Genomic DNA, 24,015 nt, shown 5'->3' with positions numbered 1-24,015 from the left:
TACGGCCCGGATCAGCCGGGTCCGTCACTCACAAAGCAGAATTCGTTGCCCTCGGGGTCTCTCAGCACCTGGAAGCGGCCCTGCTCATCGGTGACGATTCCGCCGACGCGCGTGGCCCCGAGCCGTACCGCATGGGCGGACGCGGCCACGATGTCGCCCGCGTCCAGATCCAGATGCAGCCGGTTCTTGAGCGACTTGCCCTCCGGCACACGCTGGAACGCCACACGGACGAACCCGGGCGGATCGACATAGGGGGTTTCTGATGGATCTCCGTGGAGGAAGGAGCGGCGTCCGGTGCGTGCTCTCGGGGTGCCGGTTGGAAGCCCTCGTACTGGACGTACTTGGGCTTTCGGCCGGTGCGGCGAGTGGGGGTACCTCCCACGCCGTAAGGCCGTGGGGGCGGGCCGGGCGTCGCGACGCCGCGGAGATCCGTCAGAAGCTCCCTAGGCCCAGCCGGGCTCCCGCTCCACGGCCTCTCCGCCGAGCAGCGCCGCCCAGAACCGGGCCAGCGCCGCGGGCTCCGCGCAGTCGAAGACGATCTCGTTGACCTGTGCGCGCACGGTGCCGCCCATGGCGTCAGCCGGCGGACGCCGCGGACGCGGCGAAGTCATCCGCGTTCCACAACCCGCCGAGCACGGGGGCGAGCCAGGACGGCGCCGCCCTGCGGAACGCCTCGGGTACCAGCCCGCCCGAACCCTCGGGCACCGCCCCGATCAGCGGAACACCCGCCGACACGGGGAAGTCGTCGGCATTGCAGCGCATGGCGAGATCAGGCACGGCGGGCCAGCTGCCCACGACGACGCCCAGCGGTTCGAGCGTTCGGGACCGGAGCGCTTCGGTGGTCAGCGCGGTCGCGTTGAGCGTCCCGAGCCCGGCGGTCGCGACCACGAGCACCGGCGCACGCAGCAGCCGGGCGGCGTCGGCGAGCGTTCCGCCCTCGTCGTCGAAGCGCACGAGGAGGCCGCCGGCACCCTCGACGAGCACCAGATCGTGCTCGGTGGCCAGCTTCTCCGCGGCCTCCGCGACCTCCCGGGGTCCCACGGGCGTCAGGCCCGCCCGCCGCGCCGAGGTGTTCGGAGCCAACGGCTCGGGGAACCGGGCGAGTTCCACCGCGGTCACTCCAGGGCCCGCGAGCGTGGCCGCGACATGGGCGTCTCCGGGCTCACCCGGCGCGAGCCCGGTCTGAGCGGGCTTGAGGACGGCCACCTTCCGGCCCTGGGCCGCGGCCACGGCGGCCACGGCGGCCGTGACCACGGTCTTCCCGATCTCGGTCCCGGTGCCGCTGACGACGATGACACCCATACTGCTCCTCGCTCCTTCTCGTCCCGCAGTCGTGCCGCATTCCGGACCCCGGCACGGGCCACCGGCCCCCGGTCTCAGCCCGCGGCCGCCGCTGCGCACACCGCCCGTGCGATGAGCGCCAGATCCTCGTCGCCGGTCACGAACGGCGGCATCGTGTACAGCAGATCGCGGAACGGGCGGATCCACACCCCCTCGCGGACCGCCGCCTCCGTCGCAGCCGCCATGTCGACGGGATGGTCGAGCTGCACGACGCCGATGGCCCCGAGCACCCGTACGTCCCGCACGCCCGGGAGCGACCGCGCATCGGCGAGCCCTTCGCGCAGCCCCGTTTCGAGACGCTTGACCTCCTGGGCCCAGTCCTGTCCGAGCAGCAGGTCGATCGACGCGCAGGCGACCGCCGACGCCAGCGGGTTGCCCATGAACGTCGGGCCGTGCGCCAGGACCGGGACCTCTCCCCGGGAGATCCCGTCGGCCACCCGGGGAGTGCACAGTGTCGCCGCCATCGACAGATAGCCCCCGGTCAGCGCCTTGCCGAGGCACATGACATCGGGAGAGACCGCTGCGTGCTCCGACGCGAAGAGCGTGCCCGTGCGGCCGAAGCCGGTGGCGATCTCGTCGAACACGAGCAGCACGTCATGGGCGTCGCAGGCTTCCCGGAGGACCCGGAGATACTCGGGGGAGTGGAAGCGCATCCCGCCCGCGCCCTGGACCACCGGCTCGACGATCACCGCCGCGAGCTCGTGGGCATGACGCCCGACGAGCTCGCGCAGATGGTCCGCGTAGGCCTCCTCGTAGCCGGCCGGCGGGGCGTCCGCGAACACCTGACGGGGCAGCACACCGGTCCAGAGCTGGTGCATCCCGCCGTCCGGGTCGCACACCGCCATCGGCTGCCAGGTGTCCCCGTGGTACCCGCCCCGCCAGGTCAGCATCCGCTGCTTCTCCGGCCGCCCCACCGAACGCCAGTACTGCAGGCACATCTTCACCGCGACCTCGACCGAGACCGAGCCGGAGTCGCACAGGAAGACATGCCGCAGCGGCTCGGGAGTGATCTCGACCAGCCGGGTGGCGAGCCGGACGGCGGGCTCATGCGTCAGCCCGCCGAACATCACATGGCTCATCCGCTCCAGCTGCCCGTGCGCCGCCTCGTTGAGCACGGGGTGGTTGTAGCCGTGGATCGCCGACCACCAGGACGACATACCGTCGACCAATTCCTCGCGGCCGTGGGCCGGTTCGGCGAGCCGGAGCCGGATCCCGGACGCGGATTCCACGACCAGCGGGTCCGTACGGCCCGGCATCGGGCCGTACGGGTGCCAGACGTGCGCCCGGTCCAGCGCGACGAGCTCGCGGACCTTCTCGTCACGCATTCGGCGCGAGGTCCGTCCCGGCGCCGCGGCGCCGCACCGCCACCAGATCCGTACGGGCGGAGGAGACCTCGGGCGCGGCGGCGGACTCGCCGCCACCGCACGGCTCGCAGCCGCCGCCGTGGGAACCGCAGCCGCCGCCTGCCGCGGCGACCGCGTCCGCCCGGTGCTCGGGCAGCGTGGTGGTGTCCGTGCCCTCCACCTCGAAGCCCGCGTCCGCGATCATCTCCAGGTCGGCCTTGCCGGCCTGGCCCTCGCTGGTCAGGTAGTCGCCGAGGAAGATGGAGTTGGCGAGGTGCAACGCCAGCGGTTGGAGGGTGCGCAGATGCACCTCACGGCCACCCGCGAGCCGTACCTCCACGTCCGGGCAGACGAACCGCACCATGGCGAGGATGCGCAGCGCCCGCTGGGGCGTCAGATTCCACTCCTTGGCGAGCGGAGTGCCCTCGAACGGGATCAGGAAGTTCACCGGCACCGAGTCCGGGTCCAGCTCGCGCAGCGCGAACACGACGTCGACGAGGTCCTCGTCGCTCTCGCCCATACCGGCGATGAGCCCGGAACAGGCCGAGAGACCGGCTGCGTGCGCCTTCTGGACCGTGTCGACGCGGTCCGCGTACGTGTGGGTGGTCGTGATGTCCCCGTACGTGCCCTCGGAGGTGTTGAGGTTGTGGTTGTACGCATCCGCACCCGCCGCCCGCAGCCGCTCGGCCTGACCCTCGGAGAGCAGACCGAGGCAGGCGCACACCTCGACGTCCTCGTTCTCCTCCTTGATGGCCTCGATGGTCTGCGAGACACGGTCGACGTCCCGGTCGGTCGGCCCCCGGCCGCTCGCCACCAGGCACACCCGCTTCGCGCCGCCCGCGACACCGGCGGCCGCGGCCTTCGACGCCTCGTCGGGCTTCAGCCAGGTGTACTTGAGGATCTCGGCCTTGGACCCGAGGCGCTGCGAGCAGTAGGAGCAGTCCTCGGGACACAGCCCCGACTTCAGGTTGACCAGGTAGTTCAGCTTCACCCGCCGCCCGAACCACTGACGGCGCACCTTTCCGGCCGCGGCCACCACGTCGAGCAGTTCGTCGTCGGAAGTCGCCAGAACGGCGAGCGCTTCTTCGCGGGTCGGCAGCTCACGCCGCAGGCCCTTGTCCACCAGCGTGTTCAGGAGGTCCATGGCGGAGATCCTCGCCTACCGGACACCCGTCGGCCAAGGAGGAACTCGACAACACACGCGGAATGGGGTGTGTGTATGGCCACACCCTGACCTTTGCCTCACCCGGCTAGGGTCTGTGCGCTGCCTACAAAAGGACCGGACCGTCATGCCTCAGGCCCTGCCCCAGGATCCGTTCGAGTGGACCGACGAGGCGGCGCGCCTGCGCGCGGACGCCGGTCTCGTCCGTACGCTGCGTCCCCGGCCCGCCGACGACACGCTGCTCGACCTCGCGAGCAACGACTACCTCGGACTCACCCGCAGGCCCGAGATCACCGGCGCCGCGGCGGACGCCGCCCGTCTCTGGGGCGCCGGCGCCACCGGATCCCGCCTGGTCACGGGCAGCACGGCACTGCACACCGAACTCGAGCAGGAGCTGGCCCGGTTCTGCGGCTTCGAGGCCGCGCTGGTGTTCTCCTCCGGGTACACGGCGAACCTCGCGGCCCTCACCGCGCTGAGCGCGCACGGCTCCCTCATCGTCTCGGACGCGGGCAACCACGCCTCCATCGTCGACGGCTGCCGCCTCTCCCGTGCCGAGACGGCCGTGGTCCCGCACGCCGACCCGGAGTCCGTGGGCAAGACCCTCGAGGCGCACCCCGGCCGGCATGCCCTCGTCGTCACCGACTCGGTCTTCTCGGTGGACGGGGACGCGGCCCCGCTCGCCGCGCTCGCGGGCGCCTGCCGTGCGCACGGAGCCGCGCTGGTGGTCGACGACGCGCATGGCCTCGGGGTGCTGGGAGACGGCGGCCGGGGTGCCCTGCACGCGGCGGGACTCGCGGGCTCCGCCGATGTCGTCGCCACCATGACCCTCTCCAAGTCCCTCGGCAGCCAGGGCGGAGCGGTGCTCGGTCCCGCACGGGTCATCAGCCATCTGGTCAATGCCGCACGGACGTTCATCTTCGACACCGGGCTCGCGCCGGCCGCGGCGGGCGCTGCGCTGGCGGGTCTGCGGCTGCTGCAGCGCGAACCGGGGCTGGCCGAGCGCGCCCGGGAGGTGGCGACGACGCTGCACGCGCGCCTCACGGACGCCGGGCTGACGGCCGCCCGCCCGGACGCCGCGGTCGTTTCCGTCCAGGCGCCGTCGCCGGATGCGGCCGTGCGCTGGGCCGCGGACTGCCGGGCCGGGGGTCTGGCCGTCGGCTGCTTCCGGCCGCCGTCCGTGCCCGACGGCATCTCGCGGATCAGACTCACCGCGCGGGCCGATCTCACGGACCGCCGGATCGAGGAGGCGGTCGGCGTCATCCTGCGCAACGCGCCGTCCCGCTGAGCCCGTACGGACGCCGGACGGCCCGCGGGGGCCCCGGCGGTCGGCCAACGGGCCGCCCCGGTGGCGCCGTTCGAGCCGATGGCCGGGCCGGGGCGCCGAACCACCGCCCGGCCGCCGCGCTTGAGAGCCGGGCCGTAGACAGCGGTTGCCCCGGTGCGCGGCCAAATACGGTCTCGCGTAGCAGAGTTCACTGCTTCGGGCGACAGTTGTCTGCACATCCGGGCGGATCGCCGCCGGAGGCGGCACAGACGGTGGCACTCTGGCGTTCAGCGCAAACGAGGCCACGCGCCGGCACACCGTCCGCTCCGTGCCGTCCCGTGTCGTCCTGCGGCCCCCGTGGGAAAGGGACAGCTCGCCATGGCAGACCACCAAGAAGCATCCGTCACTCTGCCGAGCGATCCCGCCTCGGTCTCCACGGCCAGGAGATACGTCTCCGGCGTCCTCACCGAATGGGGTCTTCCGGGGGAGGACCAGATGGCGGACACGGTACGCCTGATCGTCTCCGAGCTGGCCACCAACGCCGTCCAGCACACCTTCGGGCAGTCGCCGACGTTCACCGTCGGCCTGCGGCTGGAGCGGGACGAGCAGCTGCGCATCGGCGTCACCGACAGCCATCCGCGCTGGCCGCAGCGGCTGCCCGCGGCGGTCCAGCAGGACAACGGCCGCGGAATGGTGATCATCCGCACCCTCACCGCCGAGCACGGCGGGCAGCTGTCGGTGGCCCCCACTCCGGAGGGCGGCAAGACCGTCTGGATCGCCCTGCCCTGGGCACCCGCTCCACTCGGGGACCCGGACTGAGGGCCGGTGTCACCGATACGGACATGAACGCCGGTGCCGTACGGACGTCAGCGGTCGGGCCGTTGCCGTTGGCCGTCCGGGCGCTCCCGCCGGCCCAGCCTGAGTGCAAGCGCCAAGGGCAGAGCGCCCCACAGCAGCGTGCACACGAACAGGGTCGCCGCGGCGGCGACGATCCCCTCGGGCGTGCCGTGCACGACATCGACGACCAGCAGTACCGCCGAGGTCAGCGCCAGGGCGAGCACGGCCATACCGATCCCGGCCAGGCGGGAGGAGACGGAGACGATCTCCTTCTTGGCGCCCTTGCGGAAGAGGCCCCGGTGCACCGCGGCGGGTGCGGTGAACAGCGCCGCTGCCAGCACGGCCAGCATCAGCGTCGTCACGTACGTACCGCGCTGGAAGGAGTCGAGGGACGGGAAGCGGGCGGTGAAGGCCAAGGTCAGCAGGAAGGCGAACAGGATCTGGACGCCGGTCTGGATGACACGAAGCTCCTGCAGAAGCTCGGCGAAATTGCGGTCCGCCTGCTCCAGCTCCGTTTCGTCCCGCGAGGCGCGGGTGTCGTCATCGCCCATTTGGTACGAGTAACGCACATCCTGCGGATCCTGTCATGTGCACGGGCCGGTCGGACGAGGCGCCGGCCGTGCCCCGTGGATGCCCGGACCGGCGACGCAATGCGCCGTGTCCGCGCGCGTATCCGGAGGCTCCCACGGGGCCGCACACCGCTCCTACCGGATGTCCCGGAAGGTCACCGCACGCGCCCGTACCGGACGCTCTTGGACCAGATCTTGCTCAGCTTCACCACGGAGCCGCTCTTGGGCGAGTGCCAGATCCGTCCCCGGCCCGCATAGATGCCGACGTGGTAGACCTGCCCGCCGGAGTGGAAGAACACCAGGTCACCTTGCTGGCGGCTGGACGCCGGGACATGGCGTGTGCGGTTGTACTGCGCCTGTGCGGTGCGCGGCAGGCTCTTGCCCGCCTTCTGGAACGAGTAGAGGACCAGACCCGAACAGTCGAACCGGTTGGGGCCCGTGGCGCCGTACCGGTAGGGCGCACCCTTCTTGGACTCGGCGACTTTGAGAGCCTTGGCCGCGTACACGGAGGCGGCGTGGGCCTCGGGGGTGCCGCCTGGAACGAGCAGTGAGCCGCCCATGGTGGCGAGTGTGAGCGCCGAGACGGCACCCGTCCGGGAGAGCAGGGACGGGCAGTGTGTCTGCGCAGTCATGCGCAACCCTTCGTCAGCCGCCTGAGAAGGATGACCTGTCGGGTTCGGGCTGGCGAAGGTGCCCGGCCGCACGAAGCGGCTTCACCCCAAGGTCCGGCCACTGGGCGCGGACCGTACTGCTGGGTCCTCCACTCCTGCCGAAGCACTCATGTCGACCAGACATCCGGCGCGGCGGCAGGACTCGGCGTCCGCCCGGACCGCCCCGCCGTGGTGGCGGGGGCTTGTCGTCCCAGGGATCTTGACGCACGAACTGCCGGAATTCCGAGTCGAAACGACGATTTGTGAGGCTCCTCACCGCTGGCCCATTCAGGTGGACGATCCCGTTCGGCCCAGTCGGAGTGGCCGCGTAACGAGCGTCGTACCTGCGGCGGAACGGATCGTTCGGCCAGATGGCCGACGAGGGAACGCAACTTGCTCAGACCCCGTGCGCCGGCCCCGGCTACGCCACCTGGCCGACACCCAGTCGTACGCGTGTGTCCCGCCGTCGGCGCGGTGGACGCCGTCCTTCGGCGATGGCCGGGCCGTGGCCGCGTCCCGGTGCACGGCCACGGCCCGGCCGCGGGCTCAACGGGGGGACTCCGGCGGGACGGTGATCCGCGCGGTCCGCCGCTCGCCGTCCAGTACGCGCAAGGCGCGGGCCAGCGTGGCAGCGTGCAATTCCCTTTCCCCGCGCGCGTGCATCAGCGCGAGCGCGTCCCGCAGGGCGACGGCCTGCGCTGCCAGCGCCTGTGCGGCGCGCAGCGCTCCGTAGGTATGGGTGCCACGGGCCGGGTTGATCCTTCCCAGCTGGTCGACGACTTCGAGATAGCGGTCGATGAACTCGCCTTCGGCGCGGGTCAGGGCGGGCAGCGGAGGAAGCTCGGGCGGCAGCACCGCCCGCTCACCGCGTTCCGGGCGAAGCCGCGGACGCCTTGCGGTTTGTGATGATGTGATCGACCAGGCCGAAGTCCTTCGCCCCGGCGGCGTCGAAGACCGTGTCGCGGTCCAGCACGGTGCGTACGCGCTCGTCGCTCTGCCCGGTATGCCGTACGAGCATGGCCCCCATCTGCTCGTGCAGCCTCAGCAGTTCCCGTGCGTGGACGTCCAGGTCGGACGGCTGCCCCTGAACGGGCTCGTCCAGCGCGGGCTGCCGGACGACGATCCTGGCGCCGGGCAGCGCCATGCGCTTGCCGGGCGTACCGGCGGCCAGCAGTACGGCAGCGGTCGAAGCCGCTTGTCCGAGACAGGTCGTGGCCACGTCGCACCCGACCACCTGCATGGTGTCGTAGACGGAGGTCATCGCACTGACGGGACCGCCGGGGGAGTTGATGTAGAGGTGGATGTCCTGCTCGGGTGCGGCGTATTCGAGGTAGAGGAGTTGGGCGACGACATCACCCGCCGATGTGTCGTCGACGGCCGTGCCGAGGAAGACGATCCGTTCGCCGAGGAGCTTCGCGTAGGGGTCGAGGGTGCGGACGCCGTTGGTGGTCCGTTCGCTGAACTCCGGCAGGACGTAACGGGCGTAAGGGCGGTCCAAGGCGTACCCCTTCGTCGGAATGCGGCGCTGCATTCATGGGTGAAAAATGTACAGGACGTACAGACTGTCGTGATGGCGAGCATGGCCCATGGACGAAGGGGGAAGCAACAAGTCGGATGGCAGTTCGCTCTCGGCGTGAGAGTGGGCCTCGCGATTCTCACGTCGGAGCTCCCGCGGCCGGGGTGTGGTCATGGCCGGTCGGCCTCGGTCGCCGCCACAGCAGACGAGCCGGGTCATACCGCTCCTGACCTGCGATTTCTCAGTCCCCCATGGGTCACCTGGACGCAATGGCCGACCCGTAAACTGGGGGGCATGGCCTACGAGATTCCGGTGACGCAAGCGCGGGCAGAGCTCGCCGAGTTGATCAACCGCGTCGTGTACGGCGGTGAGCGTGTGGTCGTGACCCGTCACGGCAAGCCGCTCGTCGCCCTGGTCTCCGCCGCTGACCTGGAACGACTCGAGCGACTCGAAGGGGTCGAAGACGCGGAGCGTGCCGGTGACGAGTCGGTGATCGCCTCGGTGTCCACGCTGCACGCACCCTCCCCGTCCGCTCCGGGCGAGCGGCGCAGGTTCGGTATCGCCGCGGAGCACCGGGGGCCCGGTACCGGCGCCTGATCGGGCTTCTCGGCAACCGTGGCAGCCTGCACGCCGACGTGCCCTCCGAGGACGTCGCCCGCACCCTGATGGCGACCGCCCGGGGATTCCCCACCCAGCAGGCCCTGTTCGGGGACGCGGACGCCGAAGTCCTGGGCGACGGGCTGCGCGGGCTGATGTCCATGCAACTGCCAAAGACCAGTTAACGCGCCGGAAAAACTTCCGCCCTAACGTTCAAATCCCCGGTCATGCGGCACCCCGTCACGGTCGATGGCTGTTGATGTGGGGGCCGCGGTCGCGTCGACCGAACGAGCCCCGGCCGGAACGAGTTGTGAGGTGGAAGCGTGCAACTGACGCCGCATGAACAGGAGCGCCTGCTCATCCATGTCGCCGCGGACGTGGCCGACAAGCGCCGGGCCCGCGGGGTGAAGCTCAACCACCCGGAAGCGGTGGCCCTGATCACCTCGCACCTCCTGGAGGGAGCGCGGGACGGACGTACGGTCGCCGAACTGATGGCCTCCGGGCGCAAGGTGCTCACCCGGGACGACGTCATGCCGGGTATCCCCGAGATGATCCACGACGTCCAGGTGGAAGCGACCTTCCCCGACGGCACCAAGCTCGTCACCGTCCACGACCCGATCGTCTGACGGGAGGGCCGCCGATGATCCCCGGGGAGATCCTCCACGCCGACGAGCCGGTCGTCCTGAACGAGGGCCGTGAGGTCACGCGTCTGACCGTGCTCAACACCGCCGACCGGCCCGTCCAGGTCGGCTCCCACTACCACTTCGCCGAAGCCAATCCCGGCCTGCGCTTCGACCGGGCCGCGGCCCGGGGGCGCCGGCTCCACATCGCGGCGGGCACCGCCGTGCGCTTCGAGCCCGGCATCCCCGCCGAGGTCGAGCTCGTACCGCTGGCCGGCCTGCGCGTGGTGCCGGGGCTGCGGTCGGAGACCGGAGGTGCCCTCGATGCCTGAGCTCACCCGCGCCCGTTACGCGGACCTCTTCGGGCCGACCACCGGGGACCGCATCAGGCTCGCCGACACCGCGCTGCTCGTGGAGATCGAGGAGGACCGCTCGGGCGGACCCGGCCGGGCCGGTGACGAAGCCGTCTTCGGCGGCGGCAAGGTCATCCGCGAGTCGATGGGCCAGTCCCGCGCGACACGGGCCGATGGCGCCCCGGACACCGTCATCACCGGGGCCGTGATCATCGACCACTGGGGGATCGTCAAGGCCGACATCGGCATCCGCGACGGCCGTATCACCGGCATCGGCAAGGCGGGCAACCCGGACACGATGGACGCAGTCCACCCGGACCTCGTCATCGGGCCCGAGACCGAGATCGTCGCGGGCAACGGGAAGATCGTCACGGCCGGGGCGATCGACGCCCATGTGCACTTCATCTCGCCGACCCTCGTCGACCAGGCGCTGTCCTGCGGCATCACCACGCTCGTGGGCGGCGGAACGGGCCCCGCCGAGGGCACCAAGGCCACCACGATCACACCCGGTTCCTGGCACCTCGCCCGGATGTTCGAGGCTCTCGAGCACAGCCCCGTCAACATCGGACTGCTCGGCAAGGGCAACACCGTCTCGCACGAGGCGATGTACGCCCAGCTGCGCGGCGGTGCGATCGGCTTCAAGATCCATGAGGACTGGGGGGCGACGCCCGCCGCCATCGACGCCTGTCTCACCGTCTGCGACCGGACCGGCGCTCAGCTCGCCGTCCACACGGACACCCTGAACGAGGCCGGGTTCGTGGGGGACACCCTGGCGGCCATCGCCGGCCGCACCATCCACGCGTACCACACCGAGGGCGCCGGAGGCGGCCACGCCCCGGACATCATCACCGTCGTCTCACAGCCGCACGTGCTGCCGAGCTCCACCAACCCGACCCGGCCGCACACCGTCAACACCGTCGAGGAACACCTCGACATGCTGATGGTCTGCCACCACCTCAACCCGGCCGTTCCCGAGGACCTCGCCTTCGCCGAATCGAGGATCCGACCCTCCACCATCGCGGCCGAGGACGTGCTCCACGATCTCGGTGCGATCTCCGTCATCTCCTCGGACTCGCAGGCCATGGGCCGCATCGGCGAGGTGATCCTGCGGACCTGGCAGACCGCGCATGTGATGAAGGTGCGCCGGGGTGCGCTGCCCGGAGACGGCCGGGCCGACAATCTGCGGGCCCGTCGCTATGTCGCCAAATACACCATCAACCCGGCCGTGGCCCAGGGCATGGACCACGAGATCGGCTCCGTCGAGACGGGAAAGCTCGCCGATCTGGTGCTGTGGGAGCCCGCCTTCTTCGGCGTCAAACCCCAACTGGTGATCAAGGGCGGCCAGATCGCCTACGCGCAGATGGGCGACGCCAACGCCTCCATCCCCACGCCCCAGCCGGTACTGCCCCGGCCCATGTTCGGCGCCGTCGGCCGCGCCCCGGCCGCCAACTCCGTCAACTTCACCAGTGTTCAGGCGATCGAGGACGACCTGCCGGAACGCCTCGGCCTCGGCAAGCGCTTCACCCCGATCCGCAGCACCCGCCGGGTGACCAAGGCGGACATGCGGGAGAACGACGCCCTGCCGCATGTCGAGGTCGACGCCGACACCTTCACGGTCACGATCGACGGCGAAGCCGTCGAACCGGCACCGGCGGAGGAACTGCCCATGGCCCAGCGGTACTTCCTCTTCTGACATGGACGCCGTCGAGACGCCGGACCGTACCGGGCACCCGGACGCCCGTGCCGGGGGCCCGGACGCAGACACGGTGCCGTCCGGGTCCGCCCGTGCCGCACTGCTCGTGCTCGCCGACGGCCGCTTTCCCGCCGGAGGGCACGCGCACTCCGGTGGGGCGGAAGCGGCCGTGAAAGCGGGCCGGATCAGGGACGCGGCGGGACTCGCCGCATTCTGCCGGGGGAGACTGCACACCGCGGGGCTGACCGCTGCCGCCCTCGCCGCGGCCGCGGCACACGGCCTCGATCCTCTCGCCCTTGACGAGGCAGCCGATGCCCGCACCCCCTCGCCCGCACTGCGCACCACCGCCCGCAAGCTCGGCCGTCAGCTGATGCGGGCCGCCCGTGCCGTCTGGCCCTCGCCCGAACTCGACGCCCTGGCCGCCGCACTGCCCAAGGGCGCGCACCAGCCGGTGGTCCTCGGGATCACCGCCAGGGCGGCCGGGCTGACCCCCCGCGACGCCGCGTACTGCGCCGTGTACGAATCGGTCGGTGGACCCGTCACCGCCGCCGTACGCCTGCTCGGCATGGACCCCTTCGAGGCCACCGCCGTCCTCGCCCGACTCGCCCCCGCCATGGACCAGGTCGCCGATCGCGCGGTGGCCGCCGCCCGGCAGGGGATCGACGCCCTGCCCGCCGCATCGGCCCCCCTGCTCGACATCACCGCCGAGCAGCACGCGAACTGGCCCGTGCGCCTCTTCGCCTCGTAACCGCCACAGGAGCCGCCCCATGCACCTCACCCATGACCACGACGGCCACGGCGCCATGAGCGCCGACGCGTTGCGTCCCGACGGCACCCGGCGCGCCCTGCGCATCGGTCTCGGCGGGCCCGTCGGATCCGGAAAGACCGCGACCGTCGCCGCCCTCTGCCGCGTCCTGCGCGACCAGCTCTCCCTCGCGGTCGTCACCAACGACATCTACACCCGGGAGGACGCGGAATTCCTGCGACGCAACGCGGTGCTGCCGCCCGAGCGCATCCAGGCCGTCGAGACGGGGGCCTGCCCGCACACCGCGATCCGCGACGACATCTCCGCCAATCTCGAAGCGGTGGAGGACCTGGAGGAAACGGTCGGCCCCCTGGACCTGATCCTCGTCGAGTCAGGCGGCGACAACCTCACCGCCACCTTCTCCAAGGGCCTCGTCGACGCACAGATCTTCGTCATCGACGTCGCGGGCGGCGACGACATCCCCCGCAAGGGCGGCCCCGGTGTCACCACCGCGGACCTCCTGGTCGTGAACAAGACCGACCTCGCCCCCTACGTCGGCTCCGACCTCGAGCGCATGGCCCGCGACGCCAAGGAGCAGCGGGGCGAACTCCCCGTCGCCTTCACCTCCCTCACCGGCAAGGACGGCGTCGGCCCGGTCGCCGACTGGGTGCGCGCGCAGCTCTCCGCCTGGACCGCCGCCGCGTGAGCGTCCAGGCCACCGCGCGTATCGTCGCGACCCGCGACGGCGGACTGCCCGTCCTGGAAAGCGCAGGGCCGCTCGCCCTGCGCCGGACGCGGGCCGACGGCCCGTACACGGGGGTCACCGTCGTGGGCGCCATGAGCGCCCCGCTCGGCGGCGACCGGCTGGCCATCGAGGCGGACGTCCGCGAGGGTGCCCGGGTGCACGTCGGCTCCGCCGCCGCGACCGTGGCCCTGCCCGGACCCGCGCCGGCACCCGCGCACTACGACATCACACTGACCGTGGGGGAGGAGGCGGAGCTGCGCTGGCTGCCCGAGCCGCTCATCAGCGCCCGGGGCGGCGAACTGCGGACGCACACACGGGTCCGGCTCGCCGCGACCGCACGGCTGCTGCTACGGGAGGAGCAGATCCTCGGGCGGCACGGAGAGGACACCGGAAGTCTCACCACCCGGCTCACGGTCCACCGTGCCGGCCGGGTTCTGCTCGACCAGGAACTGTCCTACGGACCTGGGGCGCCTGACGGCTGGGACGGCGGGGCCGTGCTGAACGGACACCGCGCCATCGGCCAACTCGTCCTCGTGGACCCGGAGTTCGAGAAGCGTCCCGCAGCGCCCCGGCAACTCGGGGAGACCGCGGTGCTCACCCCGCTCGTGGGACCTGCCGTCCTGGTCACCGCCGTTGCCCCGGACGCGCTCGCTCTGCGTCGTGTGCTCGACGCCGCTCTGCGCGGCTGAACCGCGGCCGGGGCGCCTTCCTGCAGCCGCTGCGCATGAGCGCCGGCTCAGCGCCGCAACCGGGGAAACCGTCTGCCCTGCTGCTGCGCGGCGGCCTGCTGCGCCTTCACGACAGCCGCGTACTCGTCCACGTACTCCTGCCCGGACAGAGCGAGGATCTCGTACATGATCTCGTCGGTCACGGCGCGCAGCACCGCCTTCTCGCTCTCCATGCCCGCGTAGCGCGAGAAGTCGAGCGGCTTCCCGAAGCGGATGGTCACCCGCTTGATCTTCGGAAGCGTCTGCCCCGGCGGCTGGATCTCGAACGTGCCGACCATCGCGCACGGCACCACCGGTACCCCCGCCTTGAGGGCCATGACCGCGACACCGACCTTGCCCTTGTACAGCCTCCCGTCGTGCGAGCGGGTGCCTTCGGGATAGATGCCCAGCAACTCCCCGCGCCCCAGCACCCCGAGCCCTTCGCGGATCGCCGCCTGCCCGGCGTCCTTGCCCGAGCGGTCCACCGGGATCTGCCCGGCGCTGCGGAAGAACGCCGCGGTCAGCCTGCCCTTGACGCCAGGGCCGGTGAAGTACTCCGCCTTGGCGAGGAAGGTGATGCGGCGTCTGATGATGGCCGGCATCAGGAAGTGATCGGAGAACGACAGATGGTTGCCCGCGACGATCGCGGCTCCGTCGTCGGGAATGTGCTCGAGTCCCTCGATCCTGGGCCGGAACAGTAACCGCAGCAGCGGGCCCAGGACGACGTATTTGAGCACGTAGTAGAACACGGGCGCTCCCAACTGTTGCCGGTCCGGCTCCGGAGTCGCGTTCTTCAAGGTCAGCCGGTGTTTCGGAGCTGATCAGTCTATGTGCGTGCGTCGCCGTCCGTAACCACATCCGAACGGAACATCGCGGCCGGCGCCCGGCGGTGCTCGCCGACCTCCGGCCCGAGCCGGACGTGGTGAGCACCGACGACGGGCTTGCCTCCGGGCGGCCTTGCGGCCCGGTTGGCTGACAGCGCCCCGCCCCCGAGCTCACCACCACCGGGGTCCCTTGCTCGACGGCTCTACGGTGCGACCGGCATCCCGGTCGCGTTCCTGATGCGCCGCGCCTGCTTGACCAGCTGTGACGAGCCAGAGCGTGCTGCCAGCTCGTTGATCTCCGGTATCGCGCCACGGGCTCCGGACCGCTCCGCGCAGTCGGCCGCGATCGTGAGCACACCGGAGAGGCCGTGCGGCGCTTCGTCCGTCAGCAGCAGGGGGAGGGCGGCCGAGAGCACCGCCCACACCGTGGCGTACGCGCCGCTGCGCACCGCTTCCCGCAGGGCCACCACGACGCGCTGGAGCTTGAGCAGGCGCAGGTGCGTCAGCTCGGCGATGTCCTGGCCGAGCCGAGCCGCGTCGAGCTGTCCGCGAGCGGCCAGGACGAGCATCCCGTCCACGGCGAACAGCTGCTCCTCCACGCCCCGTGCCCCGAGACCGTATGCCAGGAGGAGATGGGTCGCAGGCCCGGCCGGTCCGCCCGACTCGGCGAGTGCGGGCAGCACGGGCGCGCCATAGCCGACCTCGTCGTACTCGGCCAGGCGCCCGAAGTGCACCAGCATCCGCGTCGCGACGACTTCCCGGTTCTGGGGCAGGACGGCCAACGTGTGCGGGGAACACTCCCAGCCGCCCCTGCACCTGCACGGGTTCCCCACGGGGTCGTGGGCAGCGAACAGAGAGCGGAACGGCTCGGGAAGGTCTTCGTGTCCGGGAACGGCCTCGGTGAGGACCTGCACTCCGGGGCGCGGGGTCCTCCAACTCAGTGGCTCGGTGACGCGGGAGGCGGCGGGATCGGGCAGTCCCTCCGAGGCGAGCCGGGCGGCGAGCCGCCGCCCCGCCGGGGACATGAGCTTTGTGGCGGCGGCCCGTGCCTCGGGCGGCACCTCCCCGCCGAGTCGTAGCAGGGACTGTTCGAGGTCGGCCTGGCCGGGGACGACGCCGCAGCGCTCGTATGCGGCGAGCCGCGCGACCAGCTCCGACGCTTCGATGATCCCCGTCGACCAGGTGGGTGTGGCCAGCAGGAACGGCATCGGGTCAGCGCCCAGCCGCGCTCCGATTTCGGCTGCGCGGACGAGGGGGACGGACCGCAGGGCCAGGTCCGGACACTGGGGCCCGAACGTATCGCGGGCGACGCCCAGGTTCCCCAAGGGCAGGCCCATGATGGACATGACGACGATCGCGAGCCCCTGTTTCAGGTAGTCGACCTGCCAGTCCAGGGTCCGCTGGGCGACGATCGGTTCCAGGGCAGCGCGCAGGCCTGCCGTATCGGCGTGGGCGTGCACCACGAGACCGTTCAGTACGCGTTCCCACTGAGCCGGGGTCCCGTCTCTGCGCAGCAGCGCGCCGGTCTCCTCGGCGAGTTCGGCAGCGGTGGGCGGTGCCGCCTCGATGCGCTCGGCGCTCGGCACGGGCGGCAACGCGTCAGCCTCGTCGGCGGGAGTGTCGGCGGCCGGAGCGTCGGCGTTCTCGCCGGCGATGGCGTCGCCGAATGCCTCAGCCGCTCGCTTGCGCAGGTCCGGGCTGAGCTGCGTGGCGCTCGCCGCGATCTCGGCCAGGACGGCGGCGTTCGCGTGCCTGCGGTGGCGGACGACCAGGGCGAGAGCCCGCTCCTGGAGGGTGTGCTCCTCGTGGCCGAAGACTTCGGCGGCCACGGGAAGCAGCTCGTCCGTGCGTGACCGCTCGCGCTTCATCGCCTTGTCGAGCATGCTCAGCTGGGCTCGCACGATCTTCTTCTCGGGCCGGAACAGGGCGGCCTGTGATGCCTCCACCAGGTGCTCGCTCTCCAGGTGGCCCGCCTCGTCGAGCCCGGCCAGCACCTCCTGGGCACGCGCTGCCGTAAGCGCGTGGGCGTCGGGCAGCATCCGCACCCAGGTGAGCGTGTGCGCCGCCCGCTCGTCCTCGGTCAGGTCCAGGGCAGTCAGCACGGCGAGGAGGCCCTTCACCCGGCCGAGCCGGCCTTCGCGCAGCAGCCGCGAAAGACAGCCGTCGATCAGCAGCTCGCGGCTGAGCCGTCCCTCATCGGCGAGCCCGGCGAGCGCGTCGGCCCATCCGGGATCGTCCGCCCGGCTGTACTGAAAGTCCGAGCCGGCCTCCGGCACCTCGAAGAGCCGGGGGACCATCACCGCCAGGAACGGGTCGTCGCGCAGTCTGTCCTTGACCGTCATGCCACGGACCTGGATGCTGCCCTCCCAGCCGATGACGAAGCCGTCCGTCGTGGGAGGCTCGCAGCCCGCGGCGTGCACCAGCTGTGCGATCAGCGAGTACTCCTCCGCCGCGAAGGTGCGGCGCACCGCGAGCCGGTGCGCCACCTGGCCCAGCCATTCGGGGGCACGGTCACCCAGCGCTTCGAGGACCTGAGAGGGATCGGAGACGGCCCACCGCAGCTCGCCGTTGGCGAGCCACTGTGCCGCGGCCGCAGCGCCGGTGCAGCACCCCACCCCGGCGAGTAGCAGCGCCGCGCGTATGTCCCAGTGTCCGAGGTCGTGGTTGTTCCGCGTGGTCGTGCGCCACGACGTGAGCACCGGCAGGCACGTGCGCCGCTCGGCGTCGGTGAGCCTGCCGAGCAGCTCGGGGACGGCCTTGTGGCGGCCCTCGCGCACGGCGTGCAACAGCTCGCGCATGCCCTCGGTGGCCCCGTCGGCGATGTCGTACGTGATGGTCTCGCTCATCGGTCTGCTCCGGTGGAAGTGACGGTCGTGTTCCGGGCGGTGGCCGGGCTGGTGGGCGCCGCCCGGCGGACGATGCGGACGGCGAGGGCGTGCTTGCACGGTCCGCGGCCGCCGCGGTATTCGGCCCACCAGCGGCAGGTACAGGTCAGACGCCCTTCGGCGGACCTGACCCGGTGGACGTGGTCGTCGACGGTCACCGTGGCCAGTTCACCGTCGAGGCGCACCGCGCCCGCCTCGACCAGGGCCTGGGCGGCCCGCAGCCGGGGGTTGTGGCGCTCGGCCCGCCCGGGGTCGTAGGGCAGCTCCCGGTGGAAGTACGCCGCCTCCGCCACGTCGTAGCCGATGCGCCCGGCCGTGCCGAGGCGGGTGAGCGCGGCCCGTACACGCTGCGGGGTGAGCCCGGACTGGGCGGCCAGGTCGGTGATGTCGACGGCGGGATCCCAGGCGAGCAGCACCGACACCAACTCGGCGTCCTCGGTCGACTCCTGCTCCGCCAGGGCGTCCAGGACGCCGCCCTCACCGGAGAAGCCCCGCGACGTGTCCGGGGACAGTGTGAGTGTGAGGCGCATGCCGGGGAGCCGCACCTCCCACGCGCTCGCCACGGGGCTGCTGCCCGTCGTGACGGTCGGCCCGTGGATCCGCAGGCCTGTCGCATGACGCAGCACGCGGGCCAGTGCGGCGAGCCGTTCCGGACCGGGCAGGCAAACCGCTCCGGGGACCGGCCGGGCGGTGGCGCGCAGTGAGCGGCCCGCCGGGACGACCCAGCGCGCTCCCCGCGACGCGCCGCGAACGGCTCCGGGACGCGGCAGCGACCTGAGGAAGCGCACGGCCTCGGTCGCGGAGAGCTCGGCGCGCAGGTCGAACCCCGGGGCGATGACCTGCGTTTCGGCGAAGCCGCGCAGCCAGCGATCGGGCAGTGGCACCTTCTTCTCGATCAGCGGCCCGTCGAAGGTGGTGACGGCCAGTTCGTCGGGTCCGACCTCCAGAAGCAGCGGATCGGCCGGGCCCACGCGGGTCAGCGCTTCCCGGAGCGGGATGTTCACATCGACGTTGGTCGTGCCGTGTCCGACGTCGTTGCCGTCGAGGGCATCGGACAGCATGTCGAGCCGCGCGTACACCCCGCAGCAGCCGGAGAACGATTCGAACCGCAACCGGTCCCCGTTCCCGGTGACCACGGGGTCGAGCGATAGGGGACGCGGCAGCTGGTAGTAGCGGGCGGCGGCGACGTCCGCGACGCTCAGCAGGCCGGCTGCGGCGACCTGAGGATGAGTCAGGAAGCCTTGGAAGAATCGTGGATGGGCTTGCTGCCCCGCCGGTGTGGCGCCGCCGGAGGTCTGAAGACTGAGTGTGCCGCCCTCCGCGGTGCTGTGCACCGCGGAGGGGCGGAGATAGGCGTACGTCTGTGAGGACTGCGTCATTTTCCCAACGCTAGACGCCACCTGTGACAACGCTTCAGTTGTCCGTGTCTGTAGTAGCTGACCTATCGTCAGGTGCTGTGCTCTGTCATCCCTTTCGGCTCACCCCGTGCCCGCCCCCGTGCACCCCTCGCCCGCCTTCGGAAGAGCCACACGGGTGTTCTGGTTCAGCGGGCGCTGCACGACGAACCGGTAGCAGCCGCCCGGCAGGTCCGCGTCGGGCGGGTAGGTGACCGTGATCCGGAGAGCGGCGGCGTCGCTGTCCTGGTGCCACCGGCCGAGCCCGGCGGCCTCGGTGAGCTCCTGGGAGGTCAGCGTGCCGTCACGGGCGAGCTCTTCGAGGCGAATCCTCGTCACCTCGGCCCTGCGCGCCGCGCCGAAGTCCTTCTTCGGTGGCTCGTCGGGCCGGTCGAAGAACCCCGTCACCATGGCGGACACGAGCAGGAGAGCGACCGCGCACAGGGCGAGGGCGCCGATGAAGGCCCAGACGCACCCGCCCGCGAGCAGGCGGGTGCGTCCATCGGTGTCCCGTGGCACGTCAGGGCGCCCCGTTGTAGCCGATGGCGTTCAGGCGTTGCCGCATCACCTCAGCGTATCCGGTGGTGCCTGCGTCCTTGGGGTGGAAGGACTCACGGCTGAGACACTTGCCACCCAGCGCCCCCCACAGGCAGGCCGACGGGACGGCGGCGGGGTCGCCCAGGTGGAAGTCGCCGTCGCCGTTGGGGCCGAGGACGAACTTGTTGATCCACTCGGGGGAGTCGCACCCGCTGTGCCCGGCGAACGCGCTCACCGGGTCGGCGTACTCGGCCTTGATCTTCGACGCTCCCGTACGGAGCGCGTCCACCATCGCCTTCTGCCGGGCGTCGGCGTAGTTGACGAGCTCCGCGAGCGCCTTGACCTCGGACATGTCGTAGTAGAGCGAGCCCGAGCACTTCACCGTGCGGCTGAGCAGCTCCGGGTAGCCCATCAGCACGATCTGCGCGTTGGGCGCCCTGGCGGCGACGTCCTCGAGGACGGTCTTCAGGTCCGGGACCATCCGGTCCACAACGGCCTTGTACTTCGGCAGGAAACCGGAGTCGGATGAGCAGTCGCCCAGCCCGCCGCATTCCTGCATGGCCGTGGCGAAGCCGGCCTCGTCGTTGCCGCCGAGGGTCAGCATGACCAGCGTTGTGTCGCCGGTCAGAACACCGGAGTCGACCTGGCGGACCTCCCCGAACTGGCCCTCCCCGTGGCTCTGCGGAGCGTTTCCGCTCGGCACGAGGGCGACGTTCTTCGTCATCGCACCCGAGCAGGCGACGAATCCCAGCTCGGCGGCGGTTCCCCAGGTGTCGGCGATACCGCCGAGTGATTCGGTGGTACCGGGAAGCACCAGCTTGCGCGCCCAGGCGTTGGCACTGCGCCGGCAGGCGTTCCACTGGGAGGTGCCGTGGTCCTTGTCGGTCTCGGGGGCGTAGGAGCCCGCGCCTTCACCGGAGGTGAAGGAGTCGCCGAGCACGGCGACGATATGCCGGGGCTTGGCCGGCAGCGGCTGGAAGGCCACGGCGTCCCAGGCCACGTCATCGTCGCCGGTGCCGTCCAGGGTGGTGCTGGCCAGCCTCACCCGCGGGGTGCCGGTGACCTTGTGGACGCCGAGCGAGACCCAGGTGTTGGCCTTGCGTTTCTGGCCCAGGGTCCGGCTGCGGGTGAACGAACCGGTGCCGGTGTCGATCTCGTACTTCGCCTGCTGGGTGTGGGCGCCGTGGTCCGGGACGTGGACCATGATGCGGACCCACTGGTTCAGGGAGCGGCCCAGAGCCCATGTGCCCGTGGTCAGCAGCCGGGAGCCGTCCGGGTCGGATGCCTTGCGGGTGTGGGTGAACCAGAAGTGGTCCCCGTACCCGGCGCCGATCTGGTGCAGATCGATCTTGCCCGGATAGGTGCCGTTGGAGGCGGCGAAGTTGAACGTGAACGTCCCCGCGGACGAGACCGGTCCGCAGGTATGGCCCTGCTGCCCGGTGGGAGTGACACCGTTCGGGACGTCGTCCACGATCAGGGAGCCGGACGGCAGGCCCGAGGTGCAACGGGGCGGGTAGGAGGAGTTCTCGTTGGGCTGCTCGGGGTAGTCGGCGTTGTTGAAGCGGTGCACCGCGTTGCCGCACTCGGCGGCCGCCTCGCAGTCCTTCCACCGCACCGACTCGTGCCACCAGCACTTCAGATAGAGCGGGTTGGTCTCCTCGGGATCGCCGGGCAGCAGACACGGCCCCTTGCCGGTCTGGTTGGACGAACCGTCATTGATCTTGTCGTCGTCGCAGTCGTTCGACGCCGTGCAGAAGATCATGTTCGGTGGCTTGGCCCTGGTGCGGACGGCCGAGTTGTTCCACCACGCCGCCCGGTAGCCGGCCTGCATGTCACCCGGCTTGAACATCGCCGAGATGGGGCGGGCGGCCCAGCCGATCACCTTCTCCTGGTACGGCCAGTCCTGCGGGTGCGCCGCGTGGGAGTAGTCGTCACCGCCGCTGGAACTCTCCAGGAAGGGAAGCCGGTTCTCCTTCCACAAGGGGTTGGCGGGGTTGTTGGTCCAGCCCACACCCCACTTGCCGCCGTTGCTGCCGGCCGCGGACTGCGGGTGGAAGCCGGAGTTGTAGGCCCACAGTGCGAAGAACCAGTTCTCGATGTACTTCGGCTTGCCGCCGTTGACCGTCATCCCCGCCTTGCGGGTCTCGTTCCACTTCGACGAGAGGATGCTCGCCCCGTAGGCGATGTTCGCCGTGTAGTCGAGGGCTGCGGCCTCCTTCTGTGCGACCGACAGTTGCGTGTCGGACAGCCGCATTCCGTCGGTGGCCTGGGTGATGCCGTAACCGCAGTCGGCCTTCGCCCAGTTGACGGCCCACGGGTCGGCCTGGGTGCCGCCCGCGGAGTAGGCGATCCCGTAGTAGTTGCCGATGAGCGGGTTGCCTGTGACTCCCGGGACCACCGTTCGGGTCGCCTGCCACATGTTGGATTCCTGCGCGGTCACACCGAGCAGGATCTGGGCAGGGATGTGCCACTCGTCGGCGCGGTCGACCACATGGTTGGGGTCGCCCTCCAGTACGGGCAGCGGGAAGAGGGTCTGCGGGGTGTACGCGGACATGCCGGTGTTGTTCCAGTCGGCGGGGCGGCTCACCCACTTGTACAGGCCGTCGATCACGGCCTGGTCCACGGCCCATTCCACCTGTCGTGGAGTCGGCTGCAGCGCCTGCTTGCGCGGGTCGCCCCGGGGCACGGCGCAGGTCCGCTCGGACTCCACCGGGTTGGTGGGAGACGCGGCCGCTGCCGTCTTCGCCGTCGCACCGCCCGGGGGAGCCGGCAGGGCGGGTGAGGTCGCGCCGCCGGCCCCGATCTGCCGCTGCGCCAGGGGTACGGCGCCCGGCTCGGCCTCGAGGGTGACCTGCGCGCCCGTGTCCAGCAGATGCAGCCGGGTCCGCACGGACCGGTCCTCGTCGACCGCGGTCCGGGTACGCGACACGGTCTCCGCCCGGGGCGCCGGCAAGGTGGCCACGGCGGCGTCGCCCGAGGTCGAGATGCGGTCGTCCTTGCCCAGGGTGCCGGGATTGCGCACGCCGTCCGGCAGGGTGCCCTGAGTGTCGGCCTTGCCGGTGACGTAGACGGTGCCGTCGGCGGCGGCGGACAGGTCCCAGCCGGTGAGCGGACCCCGCGCCAGTGTCTTCGGGGTCGCCTTGCCCTCGCGGATCTGCCCGGCGCCGACCCGGCGGGCCAGGCTCTCCTCGACGCCGGCGTTCCGGCTTCCCTTGGCCGCCGCCGGAAGCCGTTCGATGAAGGTGACGCCGCCGGACCGGTCGGGACGCAGCTGGAACGGAACCGTACGGGTACGGGCGATCTCCCGCTCGGCGCCGTCGGGGCCGATGCGGACGAGACGGGCGCCGTGTGCGGCGACGATGCCCTGGTCGGTGGGGACCGCGGAGGTGATCTGACCGTTCAGCCGCAGCGGCGCAGCGCTCTTGCCGCTGGCGGCGTCGACGCTGATCAGACGGGTCCCGGTCGGCTTGTCCCCGTCATGGGTGAGCTGGGTGAAGACCGCGCGCTCACCCGCGCCGCAGCCGGGCGAGAAGTAGGCCAGCGACGCGGTGTTCGCGAGCTTGGTGACCTTGCCCGTGGTCAGGTCGACGACCGCGGCGAACGCGCCCCGGACCATCAACTCGGGCTTGTTGGTGAAGGTACGGGGCGCGTACGCCACCGCCGCCCTCTTCCCGGAGCGGGTCACGCACGCGTTGCCGATCCATGCGTCCGTCTCGAAGCCGGGCTCGGACAGGGTGGCCGCCGTCTTCCAGGCATAGCCGTCCTTGGCCTCGGCGACCATGAGGTGGAAGCCGTCGGCGTCGCCGGACGTGGTCCACGCACGGTCCTTCGAGGACTGGTAGCCAGGCCCGAGGACCTTCGCCCGGTCCTGCGTGGGAACCCGGTCGGGCGCGGGAACCCGGTCGGGCGCCTGCGGGCCGGAAGGCTTCCCGAGTGCCTGCGCCGGTGTGACACCGGCGGCCAGTGCGGTGCCGGGGAGCAGACTTGCGAGCAGAGCGGTGGTGCAGGCGGCGATGAGGTGGGCCGCGGTCCGGGACCGGCCTGGTAAGGCGGTGGGAAGTCCGGGTCCGGCGGCTCTGCGAAGTCCTGGTGGACGGTTGTGGTTGCTCGATGGCACGGGGTTTCAGCCCCTTCGTGGTGTCGGGACAAGGACGGAGAGGCCCGCGGGACCGGCGCCGTGGACATGCCGGTGTCGTGGGTCCGGTGGTGCGCGGGAGCTTTCGGTGACTGCCG

Annotated in this window: 23 protein-coding genes, 1 pseudogene and 1 riboswitch; of the genes and pseudogenes, 10 read left to right on the top strand and 14 right to left on the bottom strand. The window is 71.4% G+C overall.

Annotated features, from left to right (window positions below; translation table 11 throughout):
- Positions 1-11: 11 nt before the first annotated feature.
- The 5 genes and pseudogenes from ACTWOL_RS04620 to bioB all read right to left on the bottom strand — a co-directional run.
- A pseudogene (locus ACTWOL_RS04620) lies at positions 12-239 on the bottom strand (VOC family protein); the annotation flags it as partial.
- A gap of 204 nt (positions 240-443) precedes the next feature.
- The gene (locus ACTWOL_RS04615; RefSeq protein ID WP_474294592.1) at positions 444-572 is read right to left on the bottom strand and encodes a VOC family protein; all 129 of its coding nucleotides are present in this window, start codon (positions 570-572) and stop codon (positions 444-446) included.
- A gap of 4 nt (positions 573-576) precedes the next feature.
- On the bottom strand, positions 577-1,302 hold the full coding sequence (gene bioD, locus ACTWOL_RS04610) for a dethiobiotin synthase (RefSeq protein ID WP_474294591.1): 726 nt from the start codon (positions 1,300-1,302) through the stop codon (positions 577-579).
- A 74-nt stretch (positions 1,303-1,376) separates the two neighbouring features.
- Entirely contained in the window at positions 1,377-2,666 is a 1,290-nt protein-coding gene (locus ACTWOL_RS04605) for an adenosylmethionine--8-amino-7-oxononanoate transaminase (protein ID WP_474294589.1), read from the bottom strand.
- Positions 2,659-3,828, bottom strand: coding sequence for a biotin synthase BioB (gene bioB, locus ACTWOL_RS04600; RefSeq protein WP_474294587.1), 1,170 nt, complete (start codon positions 3,826-3,828; stop codon positions 2,659-2,661). The genes ACTWOL_RS04605 and bioB overlap by 8 nt, the downstream gene beginning before the upstream one ends.
- 145 nt (positions 3,829-3,973) lie before the next feature.
- Here bioB and ACTWOL_RS04595 point away from each other — a divergent pair, with 145 nt between their 5' ends.
- Positions 3,974-5,131, top strand: a complete 1,158-nt coding sequence (locus ACTWOL_RS04595) for an 8-amino-7-oxononanoate synthase (RefSeq protein WP_474294585.1) — start codon at positions 3,974-3,976, stop codon at positions 5,129-5,131.
- Between the two features lie 357 nt (positions 5,132-5,488).
- The gene (locus tag ACTWOL_RS04590; RefSeq protein ID WP_474294583.1) at positions 5,489-5,929 is read left to right on the top strand and encodes an ATP-binding protein; all 441 of its coding nucleotides are present in this window, start codon (positions 5,489-5,491) and stop codon (positions 5,927-5,929) included.
- A 47-nt stretch (positions 5,930-5,976) separates the two neighbouring features.
- Here the strand turns inward: ACTWOL_RS04590 and ACTWOL_RS04585 are convergent, their stop codons facing one another.
- From ACTWOL_RS04585 to ACTWOL_RS04570, 4 genes are all read right to left on the bottom strand, one after another.
- Positions 5,977-6,498: a DUF6328 family protein gene (locus ACTWOL_RS04585; protein WP_474294581.1), complete on the bottom strand. Its 522-nt coding sequence runs from the start codon at positions 6,496-6,498 to the stop codon at positions 5,977-5,979.
- A 173-nt stretch (positions 6,499-6,671) separates the two neighbouring features.
- Positions 6,672-7,148, bottom strand: a complete 477-nt coding sequence (locus ACTWOL_RS04580) for a C40 family peptidase (RefSeq protein ID WP_474294579.1) — start codon at positions 7,146-7,148, stop codon at positions 6,672-6,674.
- Between the two features lie 3 nt (positions 7,149-7,151).
- Positions 7,152-7,303, bottom strand: a riboswitch (cyclic di-AMP (ydaO/yuaA leader).
- Positions 7,304-7,712: 409 nt separating this feature from the next.
- Positions 7,713-8,021 (bottom strand): hypothetical protein, encoded by a 309-nt coding sequence (locus ACTWOL_RS04575; protein ID WP_474294577.1) that lies wholly within the window; start codon positions 8,019-8,021, stop codon positions 7,713-7,715.
- A gap of 7 nt (positions 8,022-8,028) precedes the next feature.
- Positions 8,029-8,697: an ATP-dependent Clp protease proteolytic subunit gene (locus tag ACTWOL_RS04570; protein ID WP_474294575.1), complete on the bottom strand. Its 669-nt coding sequence runs from the start codon at positions 8,695-8,697 to the stop codon at positions 8,029-8,031.
- A 279-nt stretch (positions 8,698-8,976) separates the two neighbouring features.
- Here ACTWOL_RS04570 and ACTWOL_RS04565 point away from each other — a divergent pair, with 279 nt between their 5' ends.
- The 8 genes from ACTWOL_RS04565 to ACTWOL_RS04530 all read left to right on the top strand — a co-directional run bounded on the left by ACTWOL_RS04565 (position 8,977) and on the right by ACTWOL_RS04530 (position 14,124).
- Positions 8,977-9,279 carry a type II toxin-antitoxin system Phd/YefM family antitoxin gene (locus ACTWOL_RS04565; RefSeq protein WP_474294573.1) on the top strand — a complete coding sequence of 101 codons (303 nt, stop codon included), beginning with the start codon at positions 8,977-8,979 and terminating at the stop codon, positions 9,277-9,279.
- A gap of 38 nt (positions 9,280-9,317) precedes the next feature.
- The gene (locus tag ACTWOL_RS04560) at positions 9,318-9,464 is read left to right on the top strand and encodes a hypothetical protein (RefSeq protein ID WP_474294571.1); all 147 of its coding nucleotides are present in this window, start codon (positions 9,318-9,320) and stop codon (positions 9,462-9,464) included.
- A gap of 138 nt (positions 9,465-9,602) precedes the next feature.
- Positions 9,603-9,905 carry an urease subunit gamma gene (locus ACTWOL_RS04555; RefSeq protein ID WP_474294570.1) on the top strand — a complete coding sequence of 101 codons (303 nt, stop codon included), beginning with the start codon at positions 9,603-9,605 and terminating at the stop codon, positions 9,903-9,905.
- Positions 9,906-9,919: 14 nt separating this feature from the next.
- A complete protein-coding gene (locus tag ACTWOL_RS04550) occupies positions 9,920-10,231 on the top strand; it encodes an urease subunit beta (RefSeq protein ID WP_474294568.1) in 312 nt (103 codons plus the stop codon).
- Entirely contained in the window at positions 10,224-11,945 is a 1,722-nt protein-coding gene (locus ACTWOL_RS04545; RefSeq protein WP_474294566.1) for an urease subunit alpha, read from the top strand. Before ACTWOL_RS04550 ends, ACTWOL_RS04545 begins: the two co-directional genes overlap by 8 nt.
- Before the next feature lies 1 nt (position 11,946).
- Positions 11,947-12,693 (top strand): urease accessory protein UreF, encoded by a 747-nt coding sequence (locus tag ACTWOL_RS04540; RefSeq protein ID WP_474294564.1) that lies wholly within the window; start codon positions 11,947-11,949, stop codon positions 12,691-12,693.
- Between the two features lie 19 nt (positions 12,694-12,712).
- A complete protein-coding gene (ureG, locus tag ACTWOL_RS04535; RefSeq protein WP_474294562.1) occupies positions 12,713-13,396 on the top strand; it encodes an urease accessory protein UreG in 684 nt (227 codons plus the stop codon).
- Positions 13,393-14,124 carry an urease accessory protein UreD gene (locus tag ACTWOL_RS04530; protein ID WP_474294560.1) on the top strand — a complete coding sequence of 244 codons (732 nt, stop codon included), beginning with the start codon at positions 13,393-13,395 and terminating at the stop codon, positions 14,122-14,124. The genes ureG and ACTWOL_RS04530 overlap by 4 nt, the downstream gene beginning before the upstream one ends.
- A gap of 47 nt (positions 14,125-14,171) precedes the next feature.
- Here ACTWOL_RS04530 and ACTWOL_RS04525 read toward each other — a convergent pair whose 3' ends face one another.
- From ACTWOL_RS04525 to ACTWOL_RS04505, 5 genes are all read right to left on the bottom strand, one after another.
- Positions 14,172-14,891: a lysophospholipid acyltransferase family protein gene (locus tag ACTWOL_RS04525; protein ID WP_474294558.1), complete on the bottom strand. Its 720-nt coding sequence runs from the start codon at positions 14,889-14,891 to the stop codon at positions 14,172-14,174.
- A 278-nt stretch (positions 14,892-15,169) separates the two neighbouring features.
- Positions 15,170-17,812 (bottom strand): hypothetical protein, encoded by a 2,643-nt coding sequence (locus ACTWOL_RS04520; protein ID WP_474294556.1) that lies wholly within the window; start codon positions 17,810-17,812, stop codon positions 15,170-15,172.
- On the bottom strand, positions 17,809-19,230 hold the full coding sequence (locus ACTWOL_RS04515; protein ID WP_474294554.1) for an SWIM zinc finger family protein: 1,422 nt from the start codon (positions 19,228-19,230) through the stop codon (positions 17,809-17,811). Before ACTWOL_RS04515 ends, ACTWOL_RS04520 begins: the two co-directional genes overlap by 4 nt.
- A 99-nt stretch (positions 19,231-19,329) precedes the next feature.
- Complete coding sequence (locus ACTWOL_RS04510; protein ID WP_474294553.1) at positions 19,330-19,764, bottom strand: hypothetical protein; 435 nt, start codon at positions 19,762-19,764, stop codon at positions 19,330-19,332.
- Position 19,765: 1 nt separating this feature from the next.
- Complete coding sequence (locus ACTWOL_RS04505; protein WP_474294551.1) at positions 19,766-23,899, bottom strand: SGNH/GDSL hydrolase family protein; 4,134 nt, start codon at positions 23,897-23,899, stop codon at positions 19,766-19,768.
- Between the last annotated feature and the right edge of the window lie 116 nt (positions 23,900-24,015).

Source organism: Micromonospora sp. IBHARD003 (assembly GCF_056106285.1).
Note: the sequence above shows the minus strand (reverse complement) of the source record. Positions and strands in the feature narration are given on the sequence as shown.